Here is a 21,669-nt window from a genome sequence, read left to right as displayed (position 1 = left end):
GCTGTGGTCACAGCCTTGCTTAACCTTCTTCACGCGGCCTGTTCCAGCCGCTTTTTTGTCGTTCGGGAATCTTTTTTCATGGGTCTGAGTAGATACTTTTTTGTTGGCTGTTTGTCGTTGGTCAGCCTGGCCAGTCATGCCGAAACCGTTAATGGTCTTTATCAAGTGCTGGAGCCGGTCAGCAGTCAGGCGCCGGAGGAGCGTGAACAAGCTACCCAGCGCGCCCTGCAGACCCTGGTAGCCCGCCTCACCGGCGACGCGAAGGCCGCCCAGGGCCCTGGCCTGGCGGCGATCCGCAAGGATCCGCAACAGATCATCAGCCAGTACGGTTACGACGCCGGCCCGCCGGAAAGCCTGCAAGTGGATTTCGATCCGGTCAGCACCGACCGCGCCCTGCGCGATGCCGGCCTGGCGTTGTGGGGCAACAATCGGCCGTCGATCCTTGGCTGGTGGCTGAGCGATTCCACTGAAGGCAGCAGCCTGGTCGGTGATGGCCAGTCGGCTGCCGAGCCGCTGCGCCGTGCGGCCCAGCATCGCGGCCTGCCTTTGCGCCTGCCGCTGGGCGATCTCGATGAGCAGATCGTCGCCACCGCACCCACTCTTGAAAGTGCCGATCCGGCCCCTCTGCGTGCGGCCTCCGAACGTTATGGCGCCGACGCCTTGCTGGCGGTGCATGCCCGTGAAGACGCGGGCCAATGGCAAGCCAAGTGGCGCCTGTGGCTGGGTGACAAAGCCGAGCAGGGCACGGTGCAGGGCGCCGATCCCGCGGCGTTGGCCGATGCCGTGCTGCTGGCAGTCAGCGAGCGCCTGGCGCCCCGTTTTGCGGTAAAGGCCGGGGTGTCCAGCGAGCAGTTGCTGCAAGTGCAGGGCATGACTCTGGAGCGCTACGCCGCCCTCGGTCATCTGCTGGAGCCGTTTGGTGCGCAGTTGCAGCGGGTGGAGGGTGACCGGATCGTCTATCGCGTCAACGGCAGCAGCGAGCAGTTGCGCAGCCAATTGAGCCTGGCCAGGTTGCAGGAAGTGCCGGCCGGTGAGGCGCTCGCGCCACAACCTGTGCCGTCGCCCGTGGCCGAAGGCGCGCAGCCGGTGGCGGTGCCGCAAGCCGAGCCTGAGCCGCAACTGCGTTTCCGTTGGTAAATGTTCTTCCTTATATAGAAGCAAATAACAGATGGAGTGGTTTATGGCGGATACGCGTCGTTGGGTGTGGCTTGGCGGGATTGTCCTGCTGTGCGTCTTGGTGTTCTTGCTGCATTCGATCCTGACGCCGTTCCTGGTCGCGTTGCTGCTGGCCTATCTGTTCGATCCCGTGGTGGATCGCCTGGAAAAGGCCGGGTTGTCGCGCACCTGGGGCGTGGTGGCGGTGTTTGCGCTGTTTACCCTGATCGTCATGGCGCTGTTGCTGGTGCTGGTGCCGATGCTGGCCAAGCAACTGTTGCGCCTGTACGAACTGGCGCCGCAAATGCTCGATTGGCTGCAGCACACGGCCATGCCCTGGGTGCAGTCCAAACTCGGCCTGGCCGATGGCTTCTGGAAGTTCGACAAGGTCAAGGCCGCGATCAGCGAGCATATGGGCCAGACCACCGATATCGTCGGGGTGATCCTCAGTCAGGCCACGGCCTCCAGCCTGGCATTGATTGGCTGGCTGACCAACCTGGTATTGATCCCGGTGGTGGCGTTCTACCTGCTGCGTGACTGGGACATCATGATGGCCAAGATCCGCAGCCTGCTGCCCCGTGATCGCGAGGAGCGCATCGTGTCCCTGGCCGGGGAGTGCCATGAGGTGCTGGGCGCCTTTGTCCGTGGGCAATTGCTGGTGATGGTGGCGCTGGGGATTATCTACGCTGGCGGGCTAATGGCGATCGGCCTGGAACTGGGCCTGTTGATCGGCATGATTGCCGGCCTCGCGGCGATTGTGCCGTACATGGGCTTTGTCATCGGGATTGGTGCGGCGCTGGTGGCTGGCCTCTTCCAGTTTGGCGGCGACTTGTACCCGATGCTGGGGATTGTCGCGGTGTTCATGGTCGGCCAGGCTCTGGAAGGCATGGTGCTGACGCCGCTGCTGGTGGGCGACCGCATCGGCCTGCATCCGGTGGCGGTGATCTTTGCGATCCTGGCGGGCGGCGAGTTGTTCGGCTTTACCGGCATCCTCCTGGCGCTGCCGGTAGCGGCGGTGATCATGGTGCTGGTGCGCCATGTGCACGATGTGTACAAGGATTCGGACGTCTATACGGGCGCCGATGACCCTCAGTTGTAAGACTGATCACAAACCCGGCTCAAGGCCGGGTTTGTTGTCTGCGGGGCTTGGCATTTAGCCATCGCGCCAAACAATCTCCAAAAAATCCAATCAGTTAACGCAAACCTTTGATTTTGCTTGTGGTCTGTTGCATTGTGCGCCCGGCGTCACGGGTATAAACTTTGCAAACTTTTCACAGAGGCCACTAACGGTTCGATTGGAGCCGTTCAGTCAGCATGAAACCGATTCAGCTGCCCCTAGGTGTGCGTCTGCGTGACGACGCTACCTTCATCAATTACTACCCAGGCGCCAATGCCGCTGCACTCGGCTATGTCGAGCGGCTCTGCGAAGCCGACGCCGGGTGGACGGAAAGCCTGATCTACCTCTGGGGCAAGGACGGCGTGGGGCGTACCCACCTGTTGCAGGCCGCCTGCCTGCGCTTTGAGCAGATGGGGGAGCCAGCGGTGTATTTGCCGTTGGCCGAGCTGCTGGACCGTGGCATCGGCATCCTCGATAACCTTGAGCAATACGAACTGGTGTGCCTGGATGACCTGCAAGCCGTTGCCGGCCGGGCGGACTGGGAAGAAGCGCTGTTCCATCTGTTCAACCGCCTGCGCGACAGCGGCCGGCGTCTGTTGATTGCCGCCTCTACCTCGCCACGAGAATTGCCGGTCAAGCTGGCAGACCTCAAGTCGCGGCTGACCCTGGCGCTGATCTTCCAGATGCGCCCACTGTCCGACGAAGACAAGCTGCGTGCCCTGCAACTGCGCGCTTCGCGTCGTGGCCTGCACCTGACCGATGAAGTCGGGCATTTCATCCTCACCCGTGGCACCCGCAGCATGAGCGCGCTGTTCGACTTGCTCGAACAACTCGATCAGGCCTCCTTGCAGGCCCAGCGCAAGCTCACCATTCCCTTCCTCAAAGAAACCCTCGGCTGGTAGCCAGCTCTTTAAAACCGGGGCTCTTGGCAAATTACAGGCGTCAGAAAACCTGCGTTTGGGCCGCTCTGGCCACGCAAAAGGGTCTAAATGGGGTTTAAGGGCTTAGATGACATAGGTCAAACAAGAAGTCACATAGATCACGATTGAATTTGCAAATCGATGTCATAGAAGGCATAGTCTCGGCTTCTTTACATATCAGCCACGGTCGTGCCCATGCTAAATCGCTTCGCACCCCTCGTGCCTCTCGCACTCGTTACCCTGTTGTTTGGTTGCGCCACCCACCCCCAGCAGGTGGTCGAGCAGCAAAAGCCACAACAACAGCATCAAGCCAAATTCGTCGCAACGCAGTCTTCTTCTGTTTATGAAGAAGAGGTGGCGACCGAAAAAGAACTGGCCCAGTTTGCCGACAGCAAGCCTTATCAGCTGCCACTGCTGGCCGACAGTATCCTCGAACGCGGCATGTCCCTGATCGGTACCCGTTACCGTTTCGGTGGTACCTCTGAAGCCGGTTTCGACTGCAGTGGCTTTATCGGCTACCTGTTTCGTGAAGAAGCCGGCATGAACCTGCCGCGCTCCACCCGCGAAATGATCAACGTGGATGCACCGTTGGTCGCACGAAACAACCTCAAGCCTGGCGATCTGCTTTTCTTCAGTACCAACGGCCGTGGTCGCGTCAGCCACGCCGGTATCTACCTGGGCGATGACCAGTTCATCCACTCCAGCAGCCGCCGTAGCGGTGGGGTGCGGGTCGATAAGCTGGGTGACAGCTACTGGAGCAAAACCTTCATCGAAGCCAAGCGCGCTTTGGCGATGGCCCCGACTACCGTTACCGCTCGCAAGTAAAGTTAAAGTGATACTTGAAGTTTGACGCGTAAGCGCTAGAATCCTGAGATATTGTTGCGAACCTGACCGCGCAAGCTTGCTTGCGCGGTCTAGTTTTCAGCGTTCGGCAGCGAAAGCCGCATCCAGATCAGGATTGTTCTGCCCATGTCGACCTCGGCCCGCCTAATTCTTGTTGTTTGCGCCGCACTGCTCAGTGCCTGCGCCAGCCGTCCTCCACCTGCGCCTGTGGCCGTCAAGCCCAAGCCGGTATTCAACTATTCCACCCAGAACTTTTCGCCAGTGGCCGAAGATGTGCTGTTTCGCGCCCTGGGCCTGGTGGGCACGCCTTACCGCTGGGGCGGCAACACCCCGGATTCGGGGTTTGATTGCAGTGGTTTGATTGGTTTTGTCTACCGCGACGCCGCGGGCATCTCGCTGCCGCGCACCACTCGCGAGCTGATCGTGATGCGGGCCCAGGACGTACGCGAAGACGCGCTGCAGACCGGCGACCTGCTGTTCTTCGCCACGGGCGGCGGCTCGCAGGTCAGCCATGCCGGCATCTACGTGGGTGAAGGGCGTTTCGTGCATGCGCCGCAAACCGGCGGTACGGTGAAGCTTGATACCTTGTCCAAGGCCTACTGGCAGAATGCCTATTTGAGCGCCAAGCGTGTGTTGCCGGCGGGGCAATTGGCGCGTAATCCCTAAGCCAAATATAAAACCCAATGTGGGAGCGGGCTTGCCCGCGATGGCGGTGTGTCAGTGGATAGATTCCTGACTGATCCACATCCATCGTGGGCAAGCCCGCTCCCACAGTTGTTTTGGGGTGTTTACAAATCATTTATTTGGCTGAAGATACCCGCCACACCTTATTCCCCACATCGTCCGCCACCAGCAACCCGCCTTGCTGGTCGATCACCACGCCCACTGGCCGGCCCATGGCTTTCTCATCACTGTTGAGAAAACCGGTCAGCACATCCACCGGCGCGCCGTTGGGTTTGCCCTCCGCAAATGGCACAAAGATCACCTTGTACCCACTGTGCGGCTTGCGATTCCACGAACCGTGCTGGCCGATAAAAGCGCCATGGGCAAATTGCGCCGGTAGGGTGTTGCCCTCGGCAAAGGTCAGGCCCAGCGACGCGGTATGGGGGCCGACGGCATAGTCTGGCGCAATGGCCTTGGCCACCAGGTCCGGGTCCTGCGGTGTGACCCGCACGTCCACATGCTGGCCGTAATAGCTGAACGGCCAGCCATAAAAGCCGCCATCCTTGACCGAGGTGATGTAGTCTGGCACTAGGTCGCTGCCGATTTCATCGCGCTCGTTGACTGCCGTCCACAGCTTGCCGCTTTGCGGCTCCCAGGCCATGCCATTGGGGTTGCGCAGCCCGGAGGCAAAAATCCGCTGCTTGCCGCTGGCCCGGTCGACTTCCCAGATCGCCGCACGCCCCTGTTCGGCTTCCAGGCCGTTTTCACCGACGTTGCTGTTGGAACCCACGCTCACATACAACGTGCTGCCGTCCTTGCTGGCCACCACGTTTTTCGTCCAGTGGTGGTTGAGCGGGCCCCCCGGCAGGTCGATGACCTTGGTGCCCTGGGCCTTGATCGCGGTTTCTCCCGGTTGATAGGGGAAGCGCAGCAGCTTGTCCGAGTTGGCCACATACAGGTCGTTGCCCACCAGGGTCATGCCAAACGGCGAGTTGAGGTTTTCCAGGAACACCGTGCGGGTTTCCGCCACGCCATCATGGTCGGCATCGCGTAGGAGGGTGATGCGGTTCGGGCTGGGTACGCCGGCACCGGCACGGCCCATGACCTTTTCCATGACCCAGCCACGAATGCCCTTGGAGTCATCCGGCTTGGGCGGCGCGTTGGTCTCGGCCACCAGCACGTCGCCATTGGGCAATACATACAGCCAGCGCGGGTGATCCAGGCCTTCGGCGAAGGCGCCAACCTGGGTGCCGGCGGCGGCCTTGGGCTTGGCCCCGGCGGGCCAGCCAATCGCCGGGGCGATGTTGACGGTGGGGATCAGGGTTTTATTCGGTTCCGGCAGCTTGGGCGACGGCCCGGTGCCATCGGATACCTGCAAGGTTGAGCTTTCGCCACAGGCAGCGAGTGCGCCTGCGGCCATGATCAGTAGGGCGAGTCGGGTCTTGTGCATGTTTTTCTCCTCAATGCCTGTAGTCATAGAGGTATGGCGCGCGGCGATGGTTCAAGTACGTGGCCGGCTTTAATTGACGCTGTACCCCCAACCCACTAACCTTCGCCGCTTGTTTCAGGTGCTCTGTGGCGTACGCGCCGACCGAGTGAAACAGGGAAGCCGGTGAGTGTGCGCACTTTTCTACAGTGTGGCCACGATCCCGGCGCTGCCCCCGCAACGGTAAATGAGTCAAGACGCTGCTTTTGCCACTGTATCGCCTGCGATATGGGAAGGCGCATCGTCGGCTTGCCCTGGTCAATCGGGCGCCACTCATGAGCCCGGAGACCGGCCTGATTCATCCAACAGCATCACGGTGGGCGATGCTTGGCTTCATTTAAGTTGTATTTTCCTGCCCGCCGTTTTTGTCCAGCCCCAACGGAGAGCTGCCATGACTGATACCCCTGATCGTGACGAACGCCACCTGGCGCGCATGCTGCGCAAAAAAGCGGTGATTGACGAGCGCATTGCCAATTCACCGAATGAATGCGGTTTGCTGCTGGTGTTGACCGGCAACGGCAAAGGCAAGAGCAGTTCGGCGTTTGGCATGCTCGCCCGGGCCATGGGGCACGGTATGCAATGTGGCGTGGTGCAGTTCATCAAGGGCCGTAACAGCACCGGTGAAGAGCTGTTCTTCCGCCGCTTCCCCGAGCAGGTGCGCTTCCATGTGATGGGCGAGGGCTTTACCTGGGAGACCCAGGACCGCCAGCGCGATATCGCCGCCGCCGAAGCGGCCTGGAAGGTCTCCCGGGAAATGTTGCAGGATCCATCCATCGGCCTGGTGGTGCTGGATGAGCTGAACATCGCGCTCAAGCACGGCTATCTGGACCTGGACCAAGTGTTGAGCGACCTGCAAGCCCGGCCTCCGATGCAGCACGTGCTGGTCACCGGCCGCGGCGCCAAACCGGAACTGATTGAAATGGCCGATACCGTCACCGAAATGGGCATGCTCAAGCACGCGTTCCAGGCGGGTATCAAGGCACAGAAAGGCATCGAACTTTGAACCAGCCGCGCCATTGCCCAGCAGTTCTGATCGCCGCGCCGGCGTCAGGCCAGGGCAAGACCACTGTCACCGCCGCGCTGGCCCGTTTGCATCGCAACCTGGGGCGCAAGGTCCGGGTGTTCAAGTGCGGCCCGGACTTTCTCGACCCGATGATCCATGAGCGCGCCAGTGGTGCGCCGGTCTATCAATTGGACATGTGGATGGTCGGCGAGCAGGAAAGTCGTCGCCTGTTGTGGGAAGCCGCGGGGGAGGCGGACCTGATCCTGATCGAGGGCGTGATGGGCCTGTTCGACGGCACACCGTCCAGCGCCGACCTGGCGCGCCACTTTGGCGTGCCGGTGCTGGCAGTGATCGACGGCACCGCCATGGCCCAAACCTTTGGCGCCCTGGCGCTGGGGTTGGCGCGTTACCAGGCGGACCTGCCGTTCGCCGGGGTCCTGGCCAACCGCGTCGGCACCGTGCGCCATGCGCAGTTGCTGGAAGGCAGCCTGACCGAAGGCCTGCGCTGGTACGGCGCGCTGTCCCGGGAAACCGGGATCGAGCTGCCCAGCCGCCACCTGGGCCTGGTGCAGGCCAGCGAGTTGAATGACCTCGACCTGCGCCTGGATGCCGCCGCCGCCGCCCTGGCCAGCAGTTGCGAGGTAGCGCTGCCACCGCCGGTGGAATTCGCTGCGCCCGAGGTGATCGAGGCCCAGCCGTTGCTGGCCGGGGTGCGGATTGCCGTGGCCCGTGACGAAGCCTTTGCCTTCACCTATGGCGCCAGCCTCGACTTACTGCGGGCGATGGGCGCGCAGTTGCACTTCTTCTCGCCGATCCATGACCGCGTGCTGCCCGACGCCGACAGCCTCTATCTGCCCGGTGGCTACCCGGAGTTGCATCATCAGGCGCTGTCGCAAAACACCGCGATGCTGCAGGCGATCCGCGCCCACCACAGCGCCGGCAAACCATTGCTGGCCGAGTGCGGCGGCATGCTCTACCTGCTCGACTCCCTGACCGATGTCGAGGGCACGCGCGCCGAACTGCTGGGGCTGCTGCAAGGCGATGCGGTCATGCAGAAACGCCTGGCGGCCCTGGCCCTGCAAACGGTCGAATTGCCGGAAGGCGAATTGCGCGGCCACACCTACCATCATTCCCTGACCAGCACGCCGTGGCAGCCGATTGCCCGTGGCCTGAGCCCCAATGGCGGGCGCGGCGCCGAGGCGGTGTATCGCCAGGGGCGGATGACGGCCTCCTATGTGCACTTTTATTTCCCGTCGAACCCGGTTGCAGTGGCCGCGCTGTTTGCGCCGGATCGAGACGCCGCCAACGCAGGCGATTGTATTGCAACGGTAGGCGCGGGCTTGCCCGCGATAGGGTCATGACCGACAACGCCTTCCCCCAGGCCGAGCGCGACGCCATCTACCGCGCCATTGCCGAACGCCGCGACATGCGCCACTTCAGTGGCGGCACCGTCGCCCCCGAGTTGTTGCACCGCCTGCTGCACGCCGCGCACCAGGCGCCCAGCGTCGGCCTGATGCAGCCCTGGCGCTTTATCCGCATCAGCGACCGCAACCTGCGCGGGCAGATCCAGCAGTTGGTGGAAGCCGAGCGTATCCGCACCGCGCAAGCCTTGGGCGAGCGCTCGGACGACTTTATGAGGCTCAAGGTCGAAGGCATCCACGACTGTGCCGAGGTGCTGGTGGCGGCGTTGATGGATGACCGTGAACGGCATATTTTCGGGCGTCGGACCTTGCCGGAAATGGACCTGGCCTCGCTGTCCTGTGCGATCCAGAATCTATGGCTGGCGTCCCGCGCCGAAGGCCTGGGCATGGGCTGGGTGTCACTGTTCGAACCCCGGGACCTGGCCGACCTGCTGGGCCTGCCACCCGGTGCCAAGCCCCTGGCCGTGCTGTGCCTGGGCCCGGTGACGGAGTTCTATCCGGCACCGATGTTGCAACTCGAAGGCTGGACCGAACCGCGTCCGCTGAGTGACATGCTGTATGAGAATTATTGGGGAGTGAGTCAATGAGTGTGGCCTTGCTGAGTGTCGCTGCCGTGGCGCTGGATGCGCTGCTGGGCGAGCCCAGGCGCTGGCATCCGCTGGTGGCGTTCGGCAATTTTGCCGGGCGCATCGAGCAACGTTTCAACTCCGCGGGGCGTGGCTGGCGCAGCCATGGCGTGAGCGCGTGGTTTATCACGGTGATACCGCTGACCTTGCTGGCCACGGCCTTGTCCTGGGCGCCTTACTTCGGCTGGGTGATCGAGATCCTCGCGTTGTACCTGGCCCTGGGCATGCGCAGCCTGGGTGAGCACGTGTTGCCGGTGGCCCAGGCCCTGCGCAGCGGCGACCTGGACGAAGCACGCACGCGCGTGAGTTACCTGGTCAGCCGGCAGACCAGTGAGCTGGACAGCACCGAAGTGGCCCGCGCAGCCACCGAGTCGGTGCTGGAAAACGGCAGCGACGCGGTGTTTGCCGCGCTGTTCTGGTTTGTCGTGGCCGGCGTGCCCGGCGTGGTGCTGTACCGCCTGAGCAATACCCTGGATGCCATGTGGGGCTATCGCAATGAACGTTTTGAACGTTTTGGCTGGGCGGCGGCGAAGATTGACGACCTGCTGAATTACATTCCTGCGCGGCTGGTCGCGTTGACCTACGCCGTGCTCGGCAAGACGCGCCTGGCGCTCACATGCTGGCGTCGCCAGGGGCCGACCTGGGACAGCCCGAATGCCGGGCCGGTGATGGCTGCGGGCGCTGGTGCCCTGGGCGTCGAGTTGGGCGGGGCAGCGATTTATCACGGTGAGTTGCACCAGCGTCCGATCCTCGGCGAAGGGCCGCCGGCCGATGCCGATTCCATCGAGCGTGGCTGGCAGTTGGTGCAGCGCGGCGTATGGCTGTGGGTGTTGATCCTGTGTGCGGGGGCGCATTTCTATGCTTGAACACGGTGGACGGCTGCGCAAGGCGGCGCTGCAGTACGGCATTGCCCAGGAAGACTGGCTGGACCTGTCCAGTGGCCTCGCGCCCTGGCCCTGGCCCATCCCGCCTATCCCGCTGCGGGCCTGGGCCCGCTTGCCAGAGACCGATGATGGCCTTGAACAAGCAGCCTGTGATTACTACGGCGCGGCCCAGGTATTACCGGTGCCGGGCTCCCAGGCGGCCATCCAGTTGCTGCCGCGCCTGCGCCGGGCGGGCAAGGTCGGCGTGTTGTCGCCGTGCTATGCCGAGCATGCCGAAGCCTGGCGCCGCGCCGGTTACATCGTGCGCGAGGTGCTGGAGCAGGAAGTCGACTTCTTCCTCGACAGCCTCGACGTGTTGGTGGTGGTCAATCCCAACAACCCCACCGGCCTGAGCCTCACGCCCCAGCGCCTGCTGGATTGGCATGCGCGCCTGGCCGAGCGCGGTGGCTGGCTGGTGGTGGATGAGGCCTTTATGGACAACACCCCGCACTTGAGCCTGGCGAGCCAGGCCAATCAAGTCGGGCTGATTGTGTTGCGCTCGTTCGGCAAGTTTTTCGGCCTGGCCGGGGTGCGCCTGGGTTTTGTGCTGGCCGAACGCAAACTGCTCAAGCTGCTGGCCGAACAGGTCGGGCCTTGGGCAGTGAGCGGGCCGACCCGGGAGTTGGGCCAGGTCTGCCTGCGCGACAGCGCCGGCCATACCTACCAGCGCCAGCGCTGCGAAGACGCCAGCCAGCGCCTGTTCCGCCTGCTGGAGCAGTATGGCCTGCGCCCGCAAGGTGGCTGCGCGCTGTTCCAGTGGCTGATCAGCGATCACGCCGAGCAGTTGCATGAATTCATGGCCCAGCGCGGCATCCTGCTGCGCCTGTTTGTCCACGACAGCAGCCTGCGTTTTGGCCTGCCCGGGACTGATGCCGATTGGCTGCGCCTTGAACAGGCCCTGACTGCCTGGAAGCAAACCTCATGACCACCCTGATGGTGCAAGGCACCACCTCCGACGCGGGCAAAAGCACTCTGGTGACCGCACTGTGCCGTTGGGTCGTGCGCCAGGGCGTGCCGGTGGTGCCCTTCAAGCCGCAGAACATGGCGCTCAACAGCGCGGTGACGGCAGAAGGTGGCGAGATCGGCCGCGCCCAGGCTGTGCAGGCCCAGGCTGCCAACCTGGCGCCGCACACCGATATGAACCCGGTGCTGCTCAAGCCCAATAGCGACACCGGCTCCCAGGTCATCATCCATGGCCGCGCCGTGACCAGCATGAATGCCGTGGCCTATCACGACTACAAGGCCATCGCCATGCAGGCGGTGCTGGCCTCCCACGCGCGTTTGAGTGCGGCCTACCCGGTGGTGATGGTCGAAGGCGCAGGCTCGCCGGCCGAGATCAACCTGCGGGCCAATGACATTGCCAATATGGGCTTCGCCGAAGCGGTGGATTGCCCTGTGTTGCTGATTGCCGATATCAATCGCGGCGGGGTATTCGCCCATCTGGTGGGCACCCTGGAGCTGTTGTCGCCGTCGGAACAGGCGCGGGTCAAGGGCTTTATCATCAACCGCTTTCGCGGCGATATCGCCCTGCTACAACCGGGCCTCGATTGGCTTGAGGCGCGCACCGGCAAGCCGGTGGTGGGGGTGCTGCCGTATGTGATGGACCTGCACCTGGAAGCCGAGGATGGCATCGACCAGCGCCAGATCGACAAGGCGGCGCAGGTGCTCAAGGTGGTGGTGCCGGTGCTGCCACGCATCAGCAACCACACCGACTTTGACCCGCTGCGCCTGCATCCCCAGGTGGATTTGCAGTTTGTCGGGCCGGGCCAGGCAATCCCCGCCGCCGACCTGATCATCCTGCCCGGCTCGAAAAGCGTGCGCAGCGACCTGGCCTATCTGCGCGCCAATGGCTGGGACACGGCCATTGCCCGGCACTTGCGTTACGGCGGCAAGGTGCTGGGCATCTGCGGTGGCCTGCAGATGCTGGGCGAGCAGGTCCACGACCCACTGGGCCTGGAAGGGCCTGAGGGCTCCAGTGATGGCCTGGGCCTCCTGGCGTTCAGCACCACCCTGGAAGCCGAGAAACAATTGCGCAATGTGCGCGGCCGGCTGGTGCTGGAAGAGGCGCCGGTCAGCGGGTATGAGATCCATGCGGGCGTGACCCGAGGTGCCGCCCTGGCGCAGCCAGCGGTACGCCTGGATGACGGCCGCAGCGACGGTGCCTGCAGCGATGACGGGCAAATCCTCGGCACGTATCTGCATGGCCTGTTCGAAACCCCGGCGGCCTGCAGCGCCGTGTTGCGCTGGGCCGGTTTGCAGGATGTGCAGGAAGTGGATTACCACGGCTTGCGCGAGCGCGATATCGAGCGCTTGGCGGACCTGGTGGAGCAGCATCTGGATACCCGATTGCTGCGCCAGTTATGTGGGATTTGAGGGCTTGACCATGTTGCAACTGATCCTCGGCGGCGCCCGCTCCGGTAAAAGCCGCCTGGCGGAAAAACTCGCCAGCGACAGCGCCTTGCCCGTCACCTATATCGCCACCAGCCAACCCCTGGACGGTGAGATGAATGCGCGCGTGGCCCTGCATCGCCAGCGCCGTCCCAGCCAGTGGGGGTTGATCGAGGAACCGCTGGAACTGGCGCGGGTTCTGCGTGAAAACGCGGCCCCTGGGCATTGCCTGCTGGTCGATTGCCTGACCCTGTGGCTCACCAACCTGTTGCTGCTGGACGACCCGCAGCGCCTGGGCGTCGAGCGTGAATCCCTGCTGGACTGCCTGGCGTCGCTGCCGGGCGAAATCATTTTTGTCAGCAACGAGACCGGTCTGGGTGTCGTGCCGCTGGGCGAATTGACTCGCCGCTATGTGGATGAAGCCGGATGGCTGCATCAAGCCTTGGCCGAGCGGTGTCAGCGTGTAGTGCTGACCGTTGCCGGCCTGCCCCTGACTTTGAAAGGTACTGCGTTATGAGCCCATCCTGGTGGCTGGACCCGTGCAAGGCGCTGGACGCTGCGGCTTATGAACAAGCCCTGGCCCGCCAGCAACAACTGACCAAGCCCGCCGGGTCCCTGGGGCAACTGGAGGCGTTGGCAGTGCAACTGGCCGGTTTGCAGGGCCGGGTCAAACCGACGGTCGAGCAGGTGTGGATCGCCATCTTTGCCGGTGATCACGGGGTGGTCGCGGAAGGGGTCTCGGCCTATCCCCAGGAAGTCACCGGGCAGATGCTGCACAACTTTGTCAGCGGTGGCGCGGCGATCAGTGTGCTGGCCCGCCAACTGGATGCACAGCTGGAAGTGGTGGATCTGGGCACCGTGAAGCCGTCGCTCGACCTGCCGGGCGTGCGCCACCTGAATATCGCCCCGGGCACGGCCAATTTTGTGCTGGGCGCGGCCATGACCGAGGCCCAGGGCCATTTGGCCCTGGCGGCGGGGCGTGACAGCGTGCAGCGCGCGATCAACGCCGGTGCGCAGCTGTTTATTGGCGGTGAGATGGGCATCGGCAACACCACTGCCGCCAGTGCGCTGGCCTGTGCCTTGCTCGATTGCCAGGTCAGCGACCTGACCGGTCCCGGCACCGGCCTGAATGCCCAGGGCGTGAGCCATAAAGTCGCGGTGATCGAGCGGGCCCTGGCATTGCATGCCGGGCAGCGGGGCGACCCGTTGCAGACCTTGTTCAATCTCGGTGGCCTGGAGATCGCCGGGTTGGTGGGGGCCTATCTGGCCTGCGCCCAGGCGGGGGTGGTGGTGCTGGTCGACGGGTTTATCTGCAGCGTCGCGGCGCTGGTCGCCACGCGCCTCAACCCGTCGTGCCGGCCATGGCTGTTGTTCGGCCATCGGGGCGCCGAGCCGGGCCATCGCCATGTGTTGCAAAGCCTTGAAGCCCAGCCGCTGCTGGAACTGGGCCTGCGCCTGGGCGAGGGCAGCGGCGCGGCGCTGGCGGTGCCGCTGTTGCGTCTGGCCTGTGCGTTACACGGGCAGATGGCGACATTTGCAGAAGCGGCCGTGGCGGACCGCCCGGCATGACCTTGCACCTGGACCTGCTACGCCATGGTGAGACCGAACTGGGCGGTGGTTTGCGCGGCAGCCTGGATGATGCCCTGACCGCCAAGGGCTGGGCGCAGATGCGTGAGGCGGTGCTGGCGCGCGGGCCGTGGGATCGTCTGGTCAGCTCGCCGCTGCAGCGCTGCGCGCGTTTTGCTGAGGAGTTGGGCGCACGCCTGAACCTGCCGGTGAGCCTGGAACAGGATCTGCAGGAACTGCACTTCGGCGCCTGGGAAGGGCAGAGCGCGGTGCAATTGATGGAAGCCGATGCCGAAGCATTGGGGCTTTTCTGGGCTGATCCGTATAGCTTTACGCCGCCGGATGGCGAGCCTGTCGAGGCGTTTTCCCAGCGTGTACGGGACGCTGTCCTACGTCTGCATCAGCTGTATGCCGGCCAACGGGTGCTGCTGATCAGCCATGGTGGCGTCATGCGTTTACTGCTGGCCCAGGCCCGCGGCTTGCCCCGTGAGCAGTTGCTGAATGTCGAGGTGGGCCACGGCGGCCTGTTCAGCCTGCGGGTCGAGGCCGACGGTGTGTTGAGCGAGGGCGCCTGAATGTTGCCATTCTGGATTGCCTTGCAGTTTCTCAGCAGCCTGCCGATTCGCCTGCCGGGCATGCCGCAACCCCAGGAACTGGGGCGCTCGCTGCTGTTTTATCCGCTGGTAGGGCTGTTGTTCGGGTTGCTGCTGTGGGGCTTGAACACGCTGTTGATGGGCACGCCCTTGCTGTTGCACGGGGCCCTGCTGCTGACGGCGTGGGTGTTGCTCAGTGGCGGCCTGCACCTGGATGGCCTGGCGGACAGCGCCGACGCCTGGCTGGGTGGCTTTGGCGACCGCGAACGCACCCTGACTATCATGAAAGACCCGCGCAGCGGCCCGATTGCTGTCGTGACCCTGGGCTTGGTGCTGCTGCTTAAATTCACCGCGCTGGTGGCGCTGATCGAGCAACACAATGGCGCCGCCTTGATCCTCGCCCCATTGATCGGTCGCAGCTCGTTGCTGGCACTGTTTCTCACCACCCGCTATGTGCGTGCCGGGGGCCTGGGCCAGGCGCTGGCTGACCATTTGCCACGGATTGTCGGGCAGCAGGTGCTGATCCTCAGTGGCCTGGCGTGTGTGTTGATCGGCGGTTTCAGCGGCGGGATTGCGGTGTTGCTGGCGGCCATCTGCTTTGTGGGCTTGCGGCAGGTGATGATCAATCGACTGGGCGGCACCACCGGTGACACGGCCGGCGCCTTGCTGGAGCTGCTCGAAGTGGCGGTGTTGATCGGTCTGGCTCTGTAACACTTTCTTGCATTTCCTTAATCGCGGGTATATACACGTTCCATGCTTGCCTCCCAATGTTTATGCACCAACCTGCGTCGTGCCGCCCGTGGCGTCAGCAGGCACTACGACGGCGCCCTCGATGGCTTCGGAATCAACGTCGCCCAGTATTCTTTGCTGTGTAACCTGCAGCGTCTGAATCAACCGAGTATTTCCAGCCTGGCCGATGCCATGGGCCTGGACCGCAGCACCCTGGGGCGTAACCTGCGGGTGCTGGAGGGCGAAGGCCTGGTGCGGTTGGTCGAAGGCGATGACCTGCGCAACCGTCTGGTGGTGCTCACGGAGCAAGGCAAACAGCGCCTGGCGGCCGCATTGCCGGCCTGGGAAGCGGCGCAGCAGAAACTGATCGATAAATTGGGCGTGCAAAAACGCGAAACCCTGTTGGCCTTGCTGGATGAACTCGCTTAAACGCGGGCTTGTTCGAATACAAGCGGGTATATACCCGTAGCGGAGAATAATAATGACCTCAATGTGGCGTACCAGTGGCTGGATTCTTGTCGGGAGTGCGCTGATCCTGGCCCTTTCCCTGGGCGTGCGGCATGGCTTTGGTTTGTTTCTGGCGCCCATGAGCGCCGAGTTCGGCTGGGGTCGTGAAACCTTTGCCTTTGCCATCGCCTTGCAAAACCTGATCTGGGGCCTGGCGCAGCCGTTTACCGGAGCCCTGGCCGACCGCTTTGGCGCGGCCAAAGTGGTGATGATCGGTGGCGTGCTGTATGCCCTGGGCCTGGTGTTCATGGGCTTGTCCGATTCGGCATGGTCGCTGTCCTTGAGTGCCGGCTTGTTGATCGGTATCGGCCTGTCCGGCACCTCATTCTCGGTGATCCTCGGCGTGGTCGGACGTGCCGTGGCCCCGGAAAAGCGCAGCATGGCCATGGGCATTGCCAGCGCCGCCGGTTCCTTTGGCCAGTTCGCCATGTTGCCGGGCACCCTCGGCCTGATTGGTTGGCTGGGCTGGTCCGCCGCCTTGTTGGTGCTGGGTCTGCTGGTGGCGCTGATCGTGCCGCTGGTGACGATGATCAAGGACCGCCCGCTGCCGGTCATGGCTGGTCAGCAAACCCTGCGCGAGGCTTTGCATGAAGCCTGTTCCCATTCCGGTTTCTGGTTGTTGGCCTTTGGTTTTTTTGTCTGCGGATTCCAAGTGGTGTTTATCGGCGTGCACTTGCCGGCCTACCTGGTGGATCAGCACCTGCCGGCGACCGTCGGCACCACGGTGTTGGCGCTGATCGGCCTGTTCAATATCTTCGGCACCTACACGGCGGGCTGGCTCGGCGGGCGGATGTCCAAACCGCGTTTGCTCACCGCGCTGTACCTGCTGCGGGCGGTGGTGATCGTGTTGTTCCTGTGGGCGCCGGTGACGCAAATGAGTGCCTACCTGTTCGGCATGGCCATGGGCTTTTTATGGCTGTCGACCGTGCCGCTGACCAACGGTACGGTGGCGACCTTATTTGGTGTGAGAAACCTGTCGATGCTGGGTGGGATCGTGTTCCTGTTCCATCAGTTGGGCTCGTTCCTCGGCGGCTGGCTGGGGGGCGTGGTCTATGATCGAACCGGTAACTACGATTTGATCTGGCAGGTGGCGATCGTCTTGAGCCTGGTCGCGGCCGCCCTTAATTGGCCCGTGCGTGAGCGGCCTGTGGCCAGGTTGCAAGCGCAGATGGGGGTAGCATGAACTCGATCGGGTATTGGGTTGGCGCAGCCGGCCTGCTGACGCTGTTGCTGCTGGCCTGGTGGGGCTGGCAGCGCAGCGGGCTGGCGTTGATGCAACTGGGTATGTCGATCTGTTAAGTTGTTTGCCTGACTTTGTCCAAGGACACCCGACATGTTAATGCGTTGGCTTGCAGTACCCGCCCTGATGATGGGCCTTGGTGGTGTCGCCATGGCCGCCGATTGCCCAACGTTGCTTGAGGGCCAGTTGCCCAAATTGCGCGCCAAGGAGTCCATCGACCTGTGCCAGCGCTTTGCCGGCAAGCCCCTGGTGATCGTCAATACCGCCAGTTTTTGTGGGTTCGCCCCGCAGTTCAAGGGACTGGAGGCGTTGTATCAGCGCTACAAAGGTGACGGCCTGGAAGTGATTGGTGTGCCCTCCGATGACTTCAAGCAAGAAGCCAAGACAGGCGAGGAAACGGCCAAGGTCTGCTATGTGAACTACGGCGTGACGTTCACCATGACCGAGCCACAGAAGGTCAGGGGCCCCGATGCGGCGCATCTGTTCAAGGTCCTGGCCGAGCAGAGCAACGCGCCGAAATGGAATTTCTACAAGTATGTGGTGGATCGCCAGGGCAAGGTGATCGCCAGCTTCTCCAGCCTGACCAAACCGGACAGCCCGGATCTGATCGAGGCCGTGGAGCAGGCATTGGCTTCCAAACCCTGATTATCGGCCACTAAAAAGCCCCGCCTCCTTTGCAGGAGAGCGGGGCTTTTTTATGCAGCGTTGGATCAGAACTTGTACGTCATGCCCAGGCCGAAACCGTTGGCGCTGTTTTCATACTTGGCGTTGTAAGTCTGGCCCAGCTTGTTGTGGCTGTTGACCTTGATGTCTTCTTCCTGCAGGTACGAGTAGGCCAGGTCGATGGTCATGTTATCCATGACCGCGTAGCCCAGGCCAACACTGAAGATGGTCCGGTCGCCGGTAGGGATACGTGGCGAACGATTAGTGTTGTTGGTAGGCGACTGGTCGAAGGTCAGGCCAGTGCGCAGGACCACTTGCTTGGTCAGCTGGTACGAGGTACCGACTGCGTAAGCCCAGGTGTCGTGCCAGTTCTGGTCTTCCTTGATGGTGCCCACCAGCTGTGGCCCTGCACCGCCGCCGTTGCCCGTAGTTACACCTTCGTTGTTGACGGTGATGTCTTTCAGGCGGCTCCAGCGTGTCCACGTCGCGCCGGCATACAGCTTCCAGGCATCGTTCATGTCCTGGGTCACCGACAGGTCCCAGGATTCAGGGGTGTCGATCTTCAGCGAAGCGTCGTAGCGGTTGCCGCGCAGCAGCTGCGGTGGAACGCCAGCGCCCGGGGACACTTCGGTGTGGCCTTCGAGTTTGTACTTCACTTTCGAGTGGTAGGTCAGGCCCACACGGGTGGTGTCGGTGGCTTGTACCAGCACGCCAACGTTAAAGCCCAGGGCGGTATCGTCACCCTTGATCTTGATGTTGTTGACGGCGTTAGGTGCTTGCGGCAACGAAACATCCGACTCCAGCGTACCGGCGATGCGGTTGAAGGTCGGACCAAAACCTACGGACACGCGGTCGTTGAAGGCATAGCTGACAGTTGGCTGGAAGGTAATGACCTTCACTTCGCTCTTGCTGCCAAAGCCACGGCCCTGGAAGCCACGTTCGTAGTCAGTGACCAGGCCGAACGGCGCATAGACGCCGAAACCGACTGCCCATTGATCATTGAGTTTGTTGGTGTAGAAACCGAACGGTACGGCAGTGAAAGGCACCATATCGCCTTTGTTGCTACCGGAAGTGTTGGTGTTGCCGCTGACCTGGCTGATATTGGTCGTGGCATCAATCGCCGCAACACCGCCCGTGACTTGCTGGCCTTCAAGGCGAGCCATACCGGCAGGGTTGCCAAAAACAGTGCTTGCATCATCGGCAGAAGAAGAACGGCCCGCGAACCCGGTACCCATCCCGCTGACGCTTTGTTCGTTGAGGGCAAAGCCGCTTGCGAACAGTTGGGAAGAGGCCATGGCAACGGCGAGGCTAAGTGTGGTCTTGAGCATTACTTTTTTCATTATTAGAACTCCGGGGTGATCACCGCTGCGGAAAGTATCAATAAAATTAACTTAGCGCTATAGGCTGTAATGCTGGAGATAGAGCGGTTTTGTAGGACAATCCGACCAAAATTGCCGCTTTTTGCCGAATCTTGCAAAGTGCCCGATCAGCACGCGACCTGATTCATTGGGTTTACACAGGTTTGCCAGGCCTGGGTGTAATCCCGTAGCCGACCCTGAGGGTGAAATATTTCTTTCCAGATACGCGCCATTGCCAGCAGATCGTCGGGTTGGGGCAGTTCGGAGCGATGTTGTTCCACCAGCAACCAGGCAATGGCGGTGGCGTAGCGCAGGTTGACCGTCAGCTCCAGCTGCGGCCCGCTGAGGAAGGCATGCTGGCTGGCGAGGCCGCGCACCAGGCTGGCACGTTCCGGGTCGAGGGCCAGGTAGCTGTCCCATAAGGCTCTGTGGCGCGATTCGGTAATGCGATACAGGCCGTGGCCGCGCCGGTCATGCAGGGCCGAGCCCAGTTCCGATTGGCTGGCGGCAACCCCCAGCAGCAGGGATTCTGCGGTTTGGCTGTGGCGACCCAGGTAAATCAGCGTGGGTCTGATCACATAACGACACAATTCGCTGGCGGCAATGCCCATAGAACCCTCGGAACCCTTGAAAATGGTCGGCGATGCCTGAGAAGGGGGGGCTTGGCAGCGGTGGATCGGATCTCAGGCTCGCCGGAGGCGGATCATGCCGCCTGAGTTGAAGTGTAGTGTCAGATTCACGACGTAAAGGTCTGTTTTTAAAATATTTCCGGTGGGGGGTTATAAGCGTTATATCTGTTTGACCTAAAGCCAACCGACAAAAAACCGAATTCCAGGCAATAAAAAACCCTGCTTTGCGGGCAGGGTTTTCGATGTTCAGCGTCGGGTCAATCAGGCAACCAGGGCCTGACGGGTACGCTCGATCACGGCCTGCAGCGGCTCTGCGCTGGAGTATTGATCGGGGTACAGGCGTTCGCTGTGACGAGCGATGCCGTGTTCGTTGACCAGGGTGAAGCTGAAGCAGCCTTTGCGAGCGGCCATGATCAGGCAGTTCATTGGAGCAAAAGCATTGGTGAGGGTGCGAATGGCATCCTGAGTATGGATTTGAGTGGACATATTATTGGTGTTCCTACAAATGACACGGATAAGAACCGTGCAACGTTAAAACGTTCCAGTGACGCTGATCACCATTGATCATGCGAAGAACCCGACTGGAACAAAGCAGCCAGTTTGAAGCGCTGAATAATTTGGCGCGCTTGGGCTGGCAGGTAGGTACTTAGGAGGGCAGGCAACACAACAGGGGCAAAGGTTCTGGGCCCAGGGTGAAGATCCTGATCAATTTGCAGGTTGGTTCGGTCAGAGTATGGAAACTTCGCGACACCCTTTGCATTGTTCAAAGGCAGTGTCGTCTCAAGTGATACCTGGAAACCATCGAGGTGGTCGATCCCATCAAGATTGACAAAACTTCTCTTTAGGGAAGCTACGTCGCGGGGATTTGTTCGACCAGAATTGACTTTCAGCTTGGTACTAACGCTGTGGATAGTAATGGCTTGAAACCGGTAAAGCAAGTGTGTTAGCAAAAATACCTTACTTGGGCCCCTGGTACAGCCCACGCTTGTGTGTCACCCCTGTAACGTTTTGGGCCACAAAGCGGCGGCGATATAACCACCAGGCAGGTAGTTGTGCACATTGGTTGCGCAGTGTGTCACCCGGAAGGCGCATGGTCGGATTAGCCCACGAATGCCTGCAACGAAAATTTAAGTCAATGAAAAATCTGGCTTTTTTTTATTGGTGAAAAAATCGTCAGTTTAAGCGCGGCCCCCGTTCCATGGGCCTTTGCGCGAGTTAAAGCACGGTTGTCCACTGAGTTATCCACAGCTTCTGTGGATTGTCCCAAGCGCTTGCTCTAGAACGGGCGTGCCGGGTTTTTTCAGCTTTACCCGTACGAAAAAAGGAGTAGAGTGGCGCGCCTTCCGTTCTGCCCTACAGTGCTTTATGAAGTTTCGCTCAGTATCACCCGCTGTTACCGACAACCCTCCGAGTGTTACCCCGCCCAAGCGTTTCTCTTTGAAAGTCGCGCTGTGGCTGCTGGATAACCCGCGCATTGGCGATAACCCCAATATCAAGCACTTCGCCGGGCGTTTGCTCAAGCAGCCCGCCCGTGAAGGGGTGGTCGTGGCGCAGAGTCGCCTGGGCCTGTTGATGTTCCGTGAGTGCGGCAATGCCCGGGACCGCCGCATCGGCCACGACCTGCTGCGCCAGGCCGCCCGTGCCGGCGACCCTGGCGCTCAGCGTGAACTGGGTCAGATCAAAGACTGAGCTGTCCACGAAGCGCCTGCTTGGTTAACCTTCCTCTTTTACCGTAATGGCAGGAATGGCTATGGCTTTTGACTGGACCAGTGTGGCACTGGGCCTCGCCGCTGCGGCGTTGCCTCTGATGGTCCTGTGCTGGCAGATCCAGCGTCGCCT

23 protein-coding genes and 1 riboswitch are annotated in these 21,669 nt (G+C 62.0%); of the genes, 19 read left to right on the top strand and 4 right to left on the bottom strand.

Translation table 11 applies throughout. The features are described 5' to 3' along the window. Positions 1-78: 78 nt before the first annotated feature. From HBR93_RS11860 to HBR93_RS11840, 5 genes are all read left to right on the top strand, one after another. Positions 79-1,137 carry a DUF2066 domain-containing protein gene (locus tag HBR93_RS11860; protein ID WP_169960379.1) on the top strand — a complete coding sequence of 353 codons (1,059 nt, stop codon included), beginning with the start codon at positions 79-81 and terminating at the stop codon, positions 1,135-1,137. Positions 1,138-1,180: 43 nt separating this feature from the next. Then, positions 1,181-2,254: an AI-2E family transporter gene (locus HBR93_RS11855; RefSeq protein WP_115127636.1), complete on the top strand. Its 1,074-nt coding sequence runs from the start codon at positions 1,181-1,183 to the stop codon at positions 2,252-2,254. 215 nt (positions 2,255-2,469) lie between these two features. Continuing rightward, positions 2,470-3,174: a DnaA regulatory inactivator Hda gene (hda, locus tag HBR93_RS11850; protein ID WP_032857040.1), complete on the top strand. Its 705-nt coding sequence runs from the start codon at positions 2,470-2,472 to the stop codon at positions 3,172-3,174. A gap of 213 nt (positions 3,175-3,387) precedes the next feature. Then, a complete protein-coding gene (locus HBR93_RS11845; protein ID WP_029292404.1) occupies positions 3,388-4,017 on the top strand; it encodes an NlpC/P60 family protein in 630 nt (209 codons plus the stop codon). Between the two features lie 144 nt (positions 4,018-4,161). Further along, the gene (locus tag HBR93_RS11840) at positions 4,162-4,701 is read left to right on the top strand and encodes a C40 family peptidase (RefSeq protein ID WP_057444557.1); all 540 of its coding nucleotides are present in this window, start codon (positions 4,162-4,164) and stop codon (positions 4,699-4,701) included. A gap of 133 nt (positions 4,702-4,834) precedes the next feature. Here HBR93_RS11840 and HBR93_RS11835 read toward each other — a convergent pair whose 3' ends face one another. Beyond that, positions 4,835-6,148, bottom strand: a complete 1,314-nt coding sequence (locus HBR93_RS11835; RefSeq protein WP_169960378.1) for a sorbosone dehydrogenase family protein — start codon at positions 6,146-6,148, stop codon at positions 4,835-4,837. A gap of 99 nt (positions 6,149-6,247) precedes the next feature. Further along, a riboswitch (cobalamin riboswitch) is annotated at positions 6,248-6,496 on the top strand. A gap of 79 nt (positions 6,497-6,575) precedes the next feature. Here HBR93_RS11835 and cobO point away from each other — a divergent pair. The 13 genes from cobO to HBR93_RS11770 all read left to right on the top strand — a co-directional run bounded on the left by cobO (position 6,576) and on the right by HBR93_RS11770 (position 17,825). Next, entirely contained in the window at positions 6,576-7,187 is a 612-nt protein-coding gene (gene cobO, locus HBR93_RS11830) for a cob(I)yrinic acid a,c-diamide adenosyltransferase (protein ID WP_057438761.1), read from the top strand. Beyond that, positions 7,184-8,548 (top strand): cobyrinate a,c-diamide synthase, encoded by a 1,365-nt coding sequence (locus tag HBR93_RS11825; protein ID WP_115127640.1) that lies wholly within the window; start codon positions 7,184-7,186, stop codon positions 8,546-8,548. The genes cobO and HBR93_RS11825 overlap by 4 nt, the downstream gene beginning before the upstream one ends. Further along, on the top strand, positions 8,545-9,195 hold the full coding sequence (gene bluB, locus HBR93_RS11820; RefSeq protein ID WP_057438763.1) for a 5,6-dimethylbenzimidazole synthase: 651 nt from the start codon (positions 8,545-8,547) through the stop codon (positions 9,193-9,195). Before HBR93_RS11825 ends, bluB begins: the two co-directional genes overlap by 4 nt. Then, positions 9,192-10,100: an adenosylcobinamide-phosphate synthase CbiB gene (gene cbiB, locus HBR93_RS11815; protein ID WP_057438764.1), complete on the top strand. Its 909-nt coding sequence runs from the start codon at positions 9,192-9,194 to the stop codon at positions 10,098-10,100. The genes bluB and cbiB overlap by 4 nt, the downstream gene beginning before the upstream one ends. Further along, positions 10,093-11,082 (top strand): threonine-phosphate decarboxylase CobD, encoded by a 990-nt coding sequence (cobD, locus tag HBR93_RS11810; protein ID WP_057438765.1) that lies wholly within the window; start codon positions 10,093-10,095, stop codon positions 11,080-11,082. Before cbiB ends, cobD begins: the two co-directional genes overlap by 8 nt. Continuing rightward, positions 11,079-12,530 (top strand): cobyric acid synthase, encoded by a 1,452-nt coding sequence (locus HBR93_RS11805; protein ID WP_169960377.1) that lies wholly within the window; start codon positions 11,079-11,081, stop codon positions 12,528-12,530. The genes cobD and HBR93_RS11805 overlap by 4 nt, the downstream gene beginning before the upstream one ends. 10 nt (positions 12,531-12,540) lie before the next feature. Then, on the top strand, positions 12,541-13,062 hold the full coding sequence (cobU, locus tag HBR93_RS11800) for a bifunctional adenosylcobinamide kinase/adenosylcobinamide-phosphate guanylyltransferase (protein ID WP_169960376.1): 522 nt from the start codon (positions 12,541-12,543) through the stop codon (positions 13,060-13,062). Beyond that, entirely contained in the window at positions 13,059-14,114 is a 1,056-nt protein-coding gene (gene cobT / locus HBR93_RS11795) for a nicotinate-nucleotide--dimethylbenzimidazole phosphoribosyltransferase (RefSeq protein WP_169960375.1), read from the top strand. The genes cobU and cobT overlap by 4 nt, the downstream gene beginning before the upstream one ends. Next, entirely contained in the window at positions 14,111-14,686 is a 576-nt protein-coding gene (gene cobC, locus HBR93_RS11790; protein ID WP_169960374.1) for an alpha-ribazole phosphatase family protein, read from the top strand. Before cobT ends, cobC begins: the two co-directional genes overlap by 4 nt. Next, positions 14,687-15,415, top strand: coding sequence for an adenosylcobinamide-GDP ribazoletransferase (locus HBR93_RS11785; RefSeq protein WP_169960373.1), 729 nt, complete (start codon positions 14,687-14,689; stop codon positions 15,413-15,415). 42 nt (positions 15,416-15,457) lie between these two features. Further along, complete coding sequence (locus tag HBR93_RS11780; protein ID WP_057438770.1) at positions 15,458-15,862, top strand: MarR family transcriptional regulator; 405 nt, start codon at positions 15,458-15,460, stop codon at positions 15,860-15,862. A 61-nt stretch (positions 15,863-15,923) separates the two neighbouring features. Further along, entirely contained in the window at positions 15,924-17,123 is a 1,200-nt protein-coding gene (locus HBR93_RS11775; protein ID WP_162947787.1) for an MFS transporter, read from the top strand. Between the two features lie 150 nt (positions 17,124-17,273). Next, positions 17,274-17,825 carry a redoxin domain-containing protein gene (locus HBR93_RS11770; protein WP_057438772.1) on the top strand — a complete coding sequence of 184 codons (552 nt, stop codon included), beginning with the start codon at positions 17,274-17,276 and terminating at the stop codon, positions 17,823-17,825. Positions 17,826-17,890: 65 nt separating this feature from the next. Here HBR93_RS11770 and HBR93_RS11765 read toward each other — a convergent pair whose 3' ends face one another. The 3 genes from HBR93_RS11765 to HBR93_RS11755 all read right to left on the bottom strand — a co-directional run bounded on the left by HBR93_RS11765 (position 17,891) and on the right by HBR93_RS11755 (position 20,316). Next, positions 17,891-19,183, bottom strand: coding sequence for an outer membrane protein transport protein (locus HBR93_RS11765; protein WP_057438773.1), 1,293 nt, complete (start codon positions 19,181-19,183; stop codon positions 17,891-17,893). Between the two features lie 146 nt (positions 19,184-19,329). Beyond that, a complete protein-coding gene (locus tag HBR93_RS11760; protein ID WP_057438774.1) occupies positions 19,330-19,812 on the bottom strand; it encodes a hypothetical protein in 483 nt (160 codons plus the stop codon). A 279-nt stretch (positions 19,813-20,091) separates the two neighbouring features. Beyond that, entirely contained in the window at positions 20,092-20,316 is a 225-nt protein-coding gene (locus HBR93_RS11755; RefSeq protein ID WP_007898912.1) for a hypothetical protein, read from the bottom strand. A gap of 879 nt (positions 20,317-21,195) precedes the next feature. On the opposite strand from HBR93_RS11755, the gene HBR93_RS11750 reads away from it, so the two are divergent. Then, on the top strand, positions 21,196-21,519 hold the full coding sequence (locus tag HBR93_RS11750) for a sel1 repeat family protein (RefSeq protein WP_169960372.1): 324 nt from the start codon (positions 21,196-21,198) through the stop codon (positions 21,517-21,519). The last annotated feature ends 150 nt before the right edge of the window (positions 21,520-21,669 follow it).

This window comes from Pseudomonas sp. WS 5411 (genome assembly GCF_012985595.1).
Classification (GTDB): Bacteria; Pseudomonadota; Gammaproteobacteria; order Pseudomonadales; family Pseudomonadaceae; genus Aquipseudomonas; species Aquipseudomonas shahriarae.
This window is presented reverse-complemented; position numbering and strand designations above follow the sequence as displayed.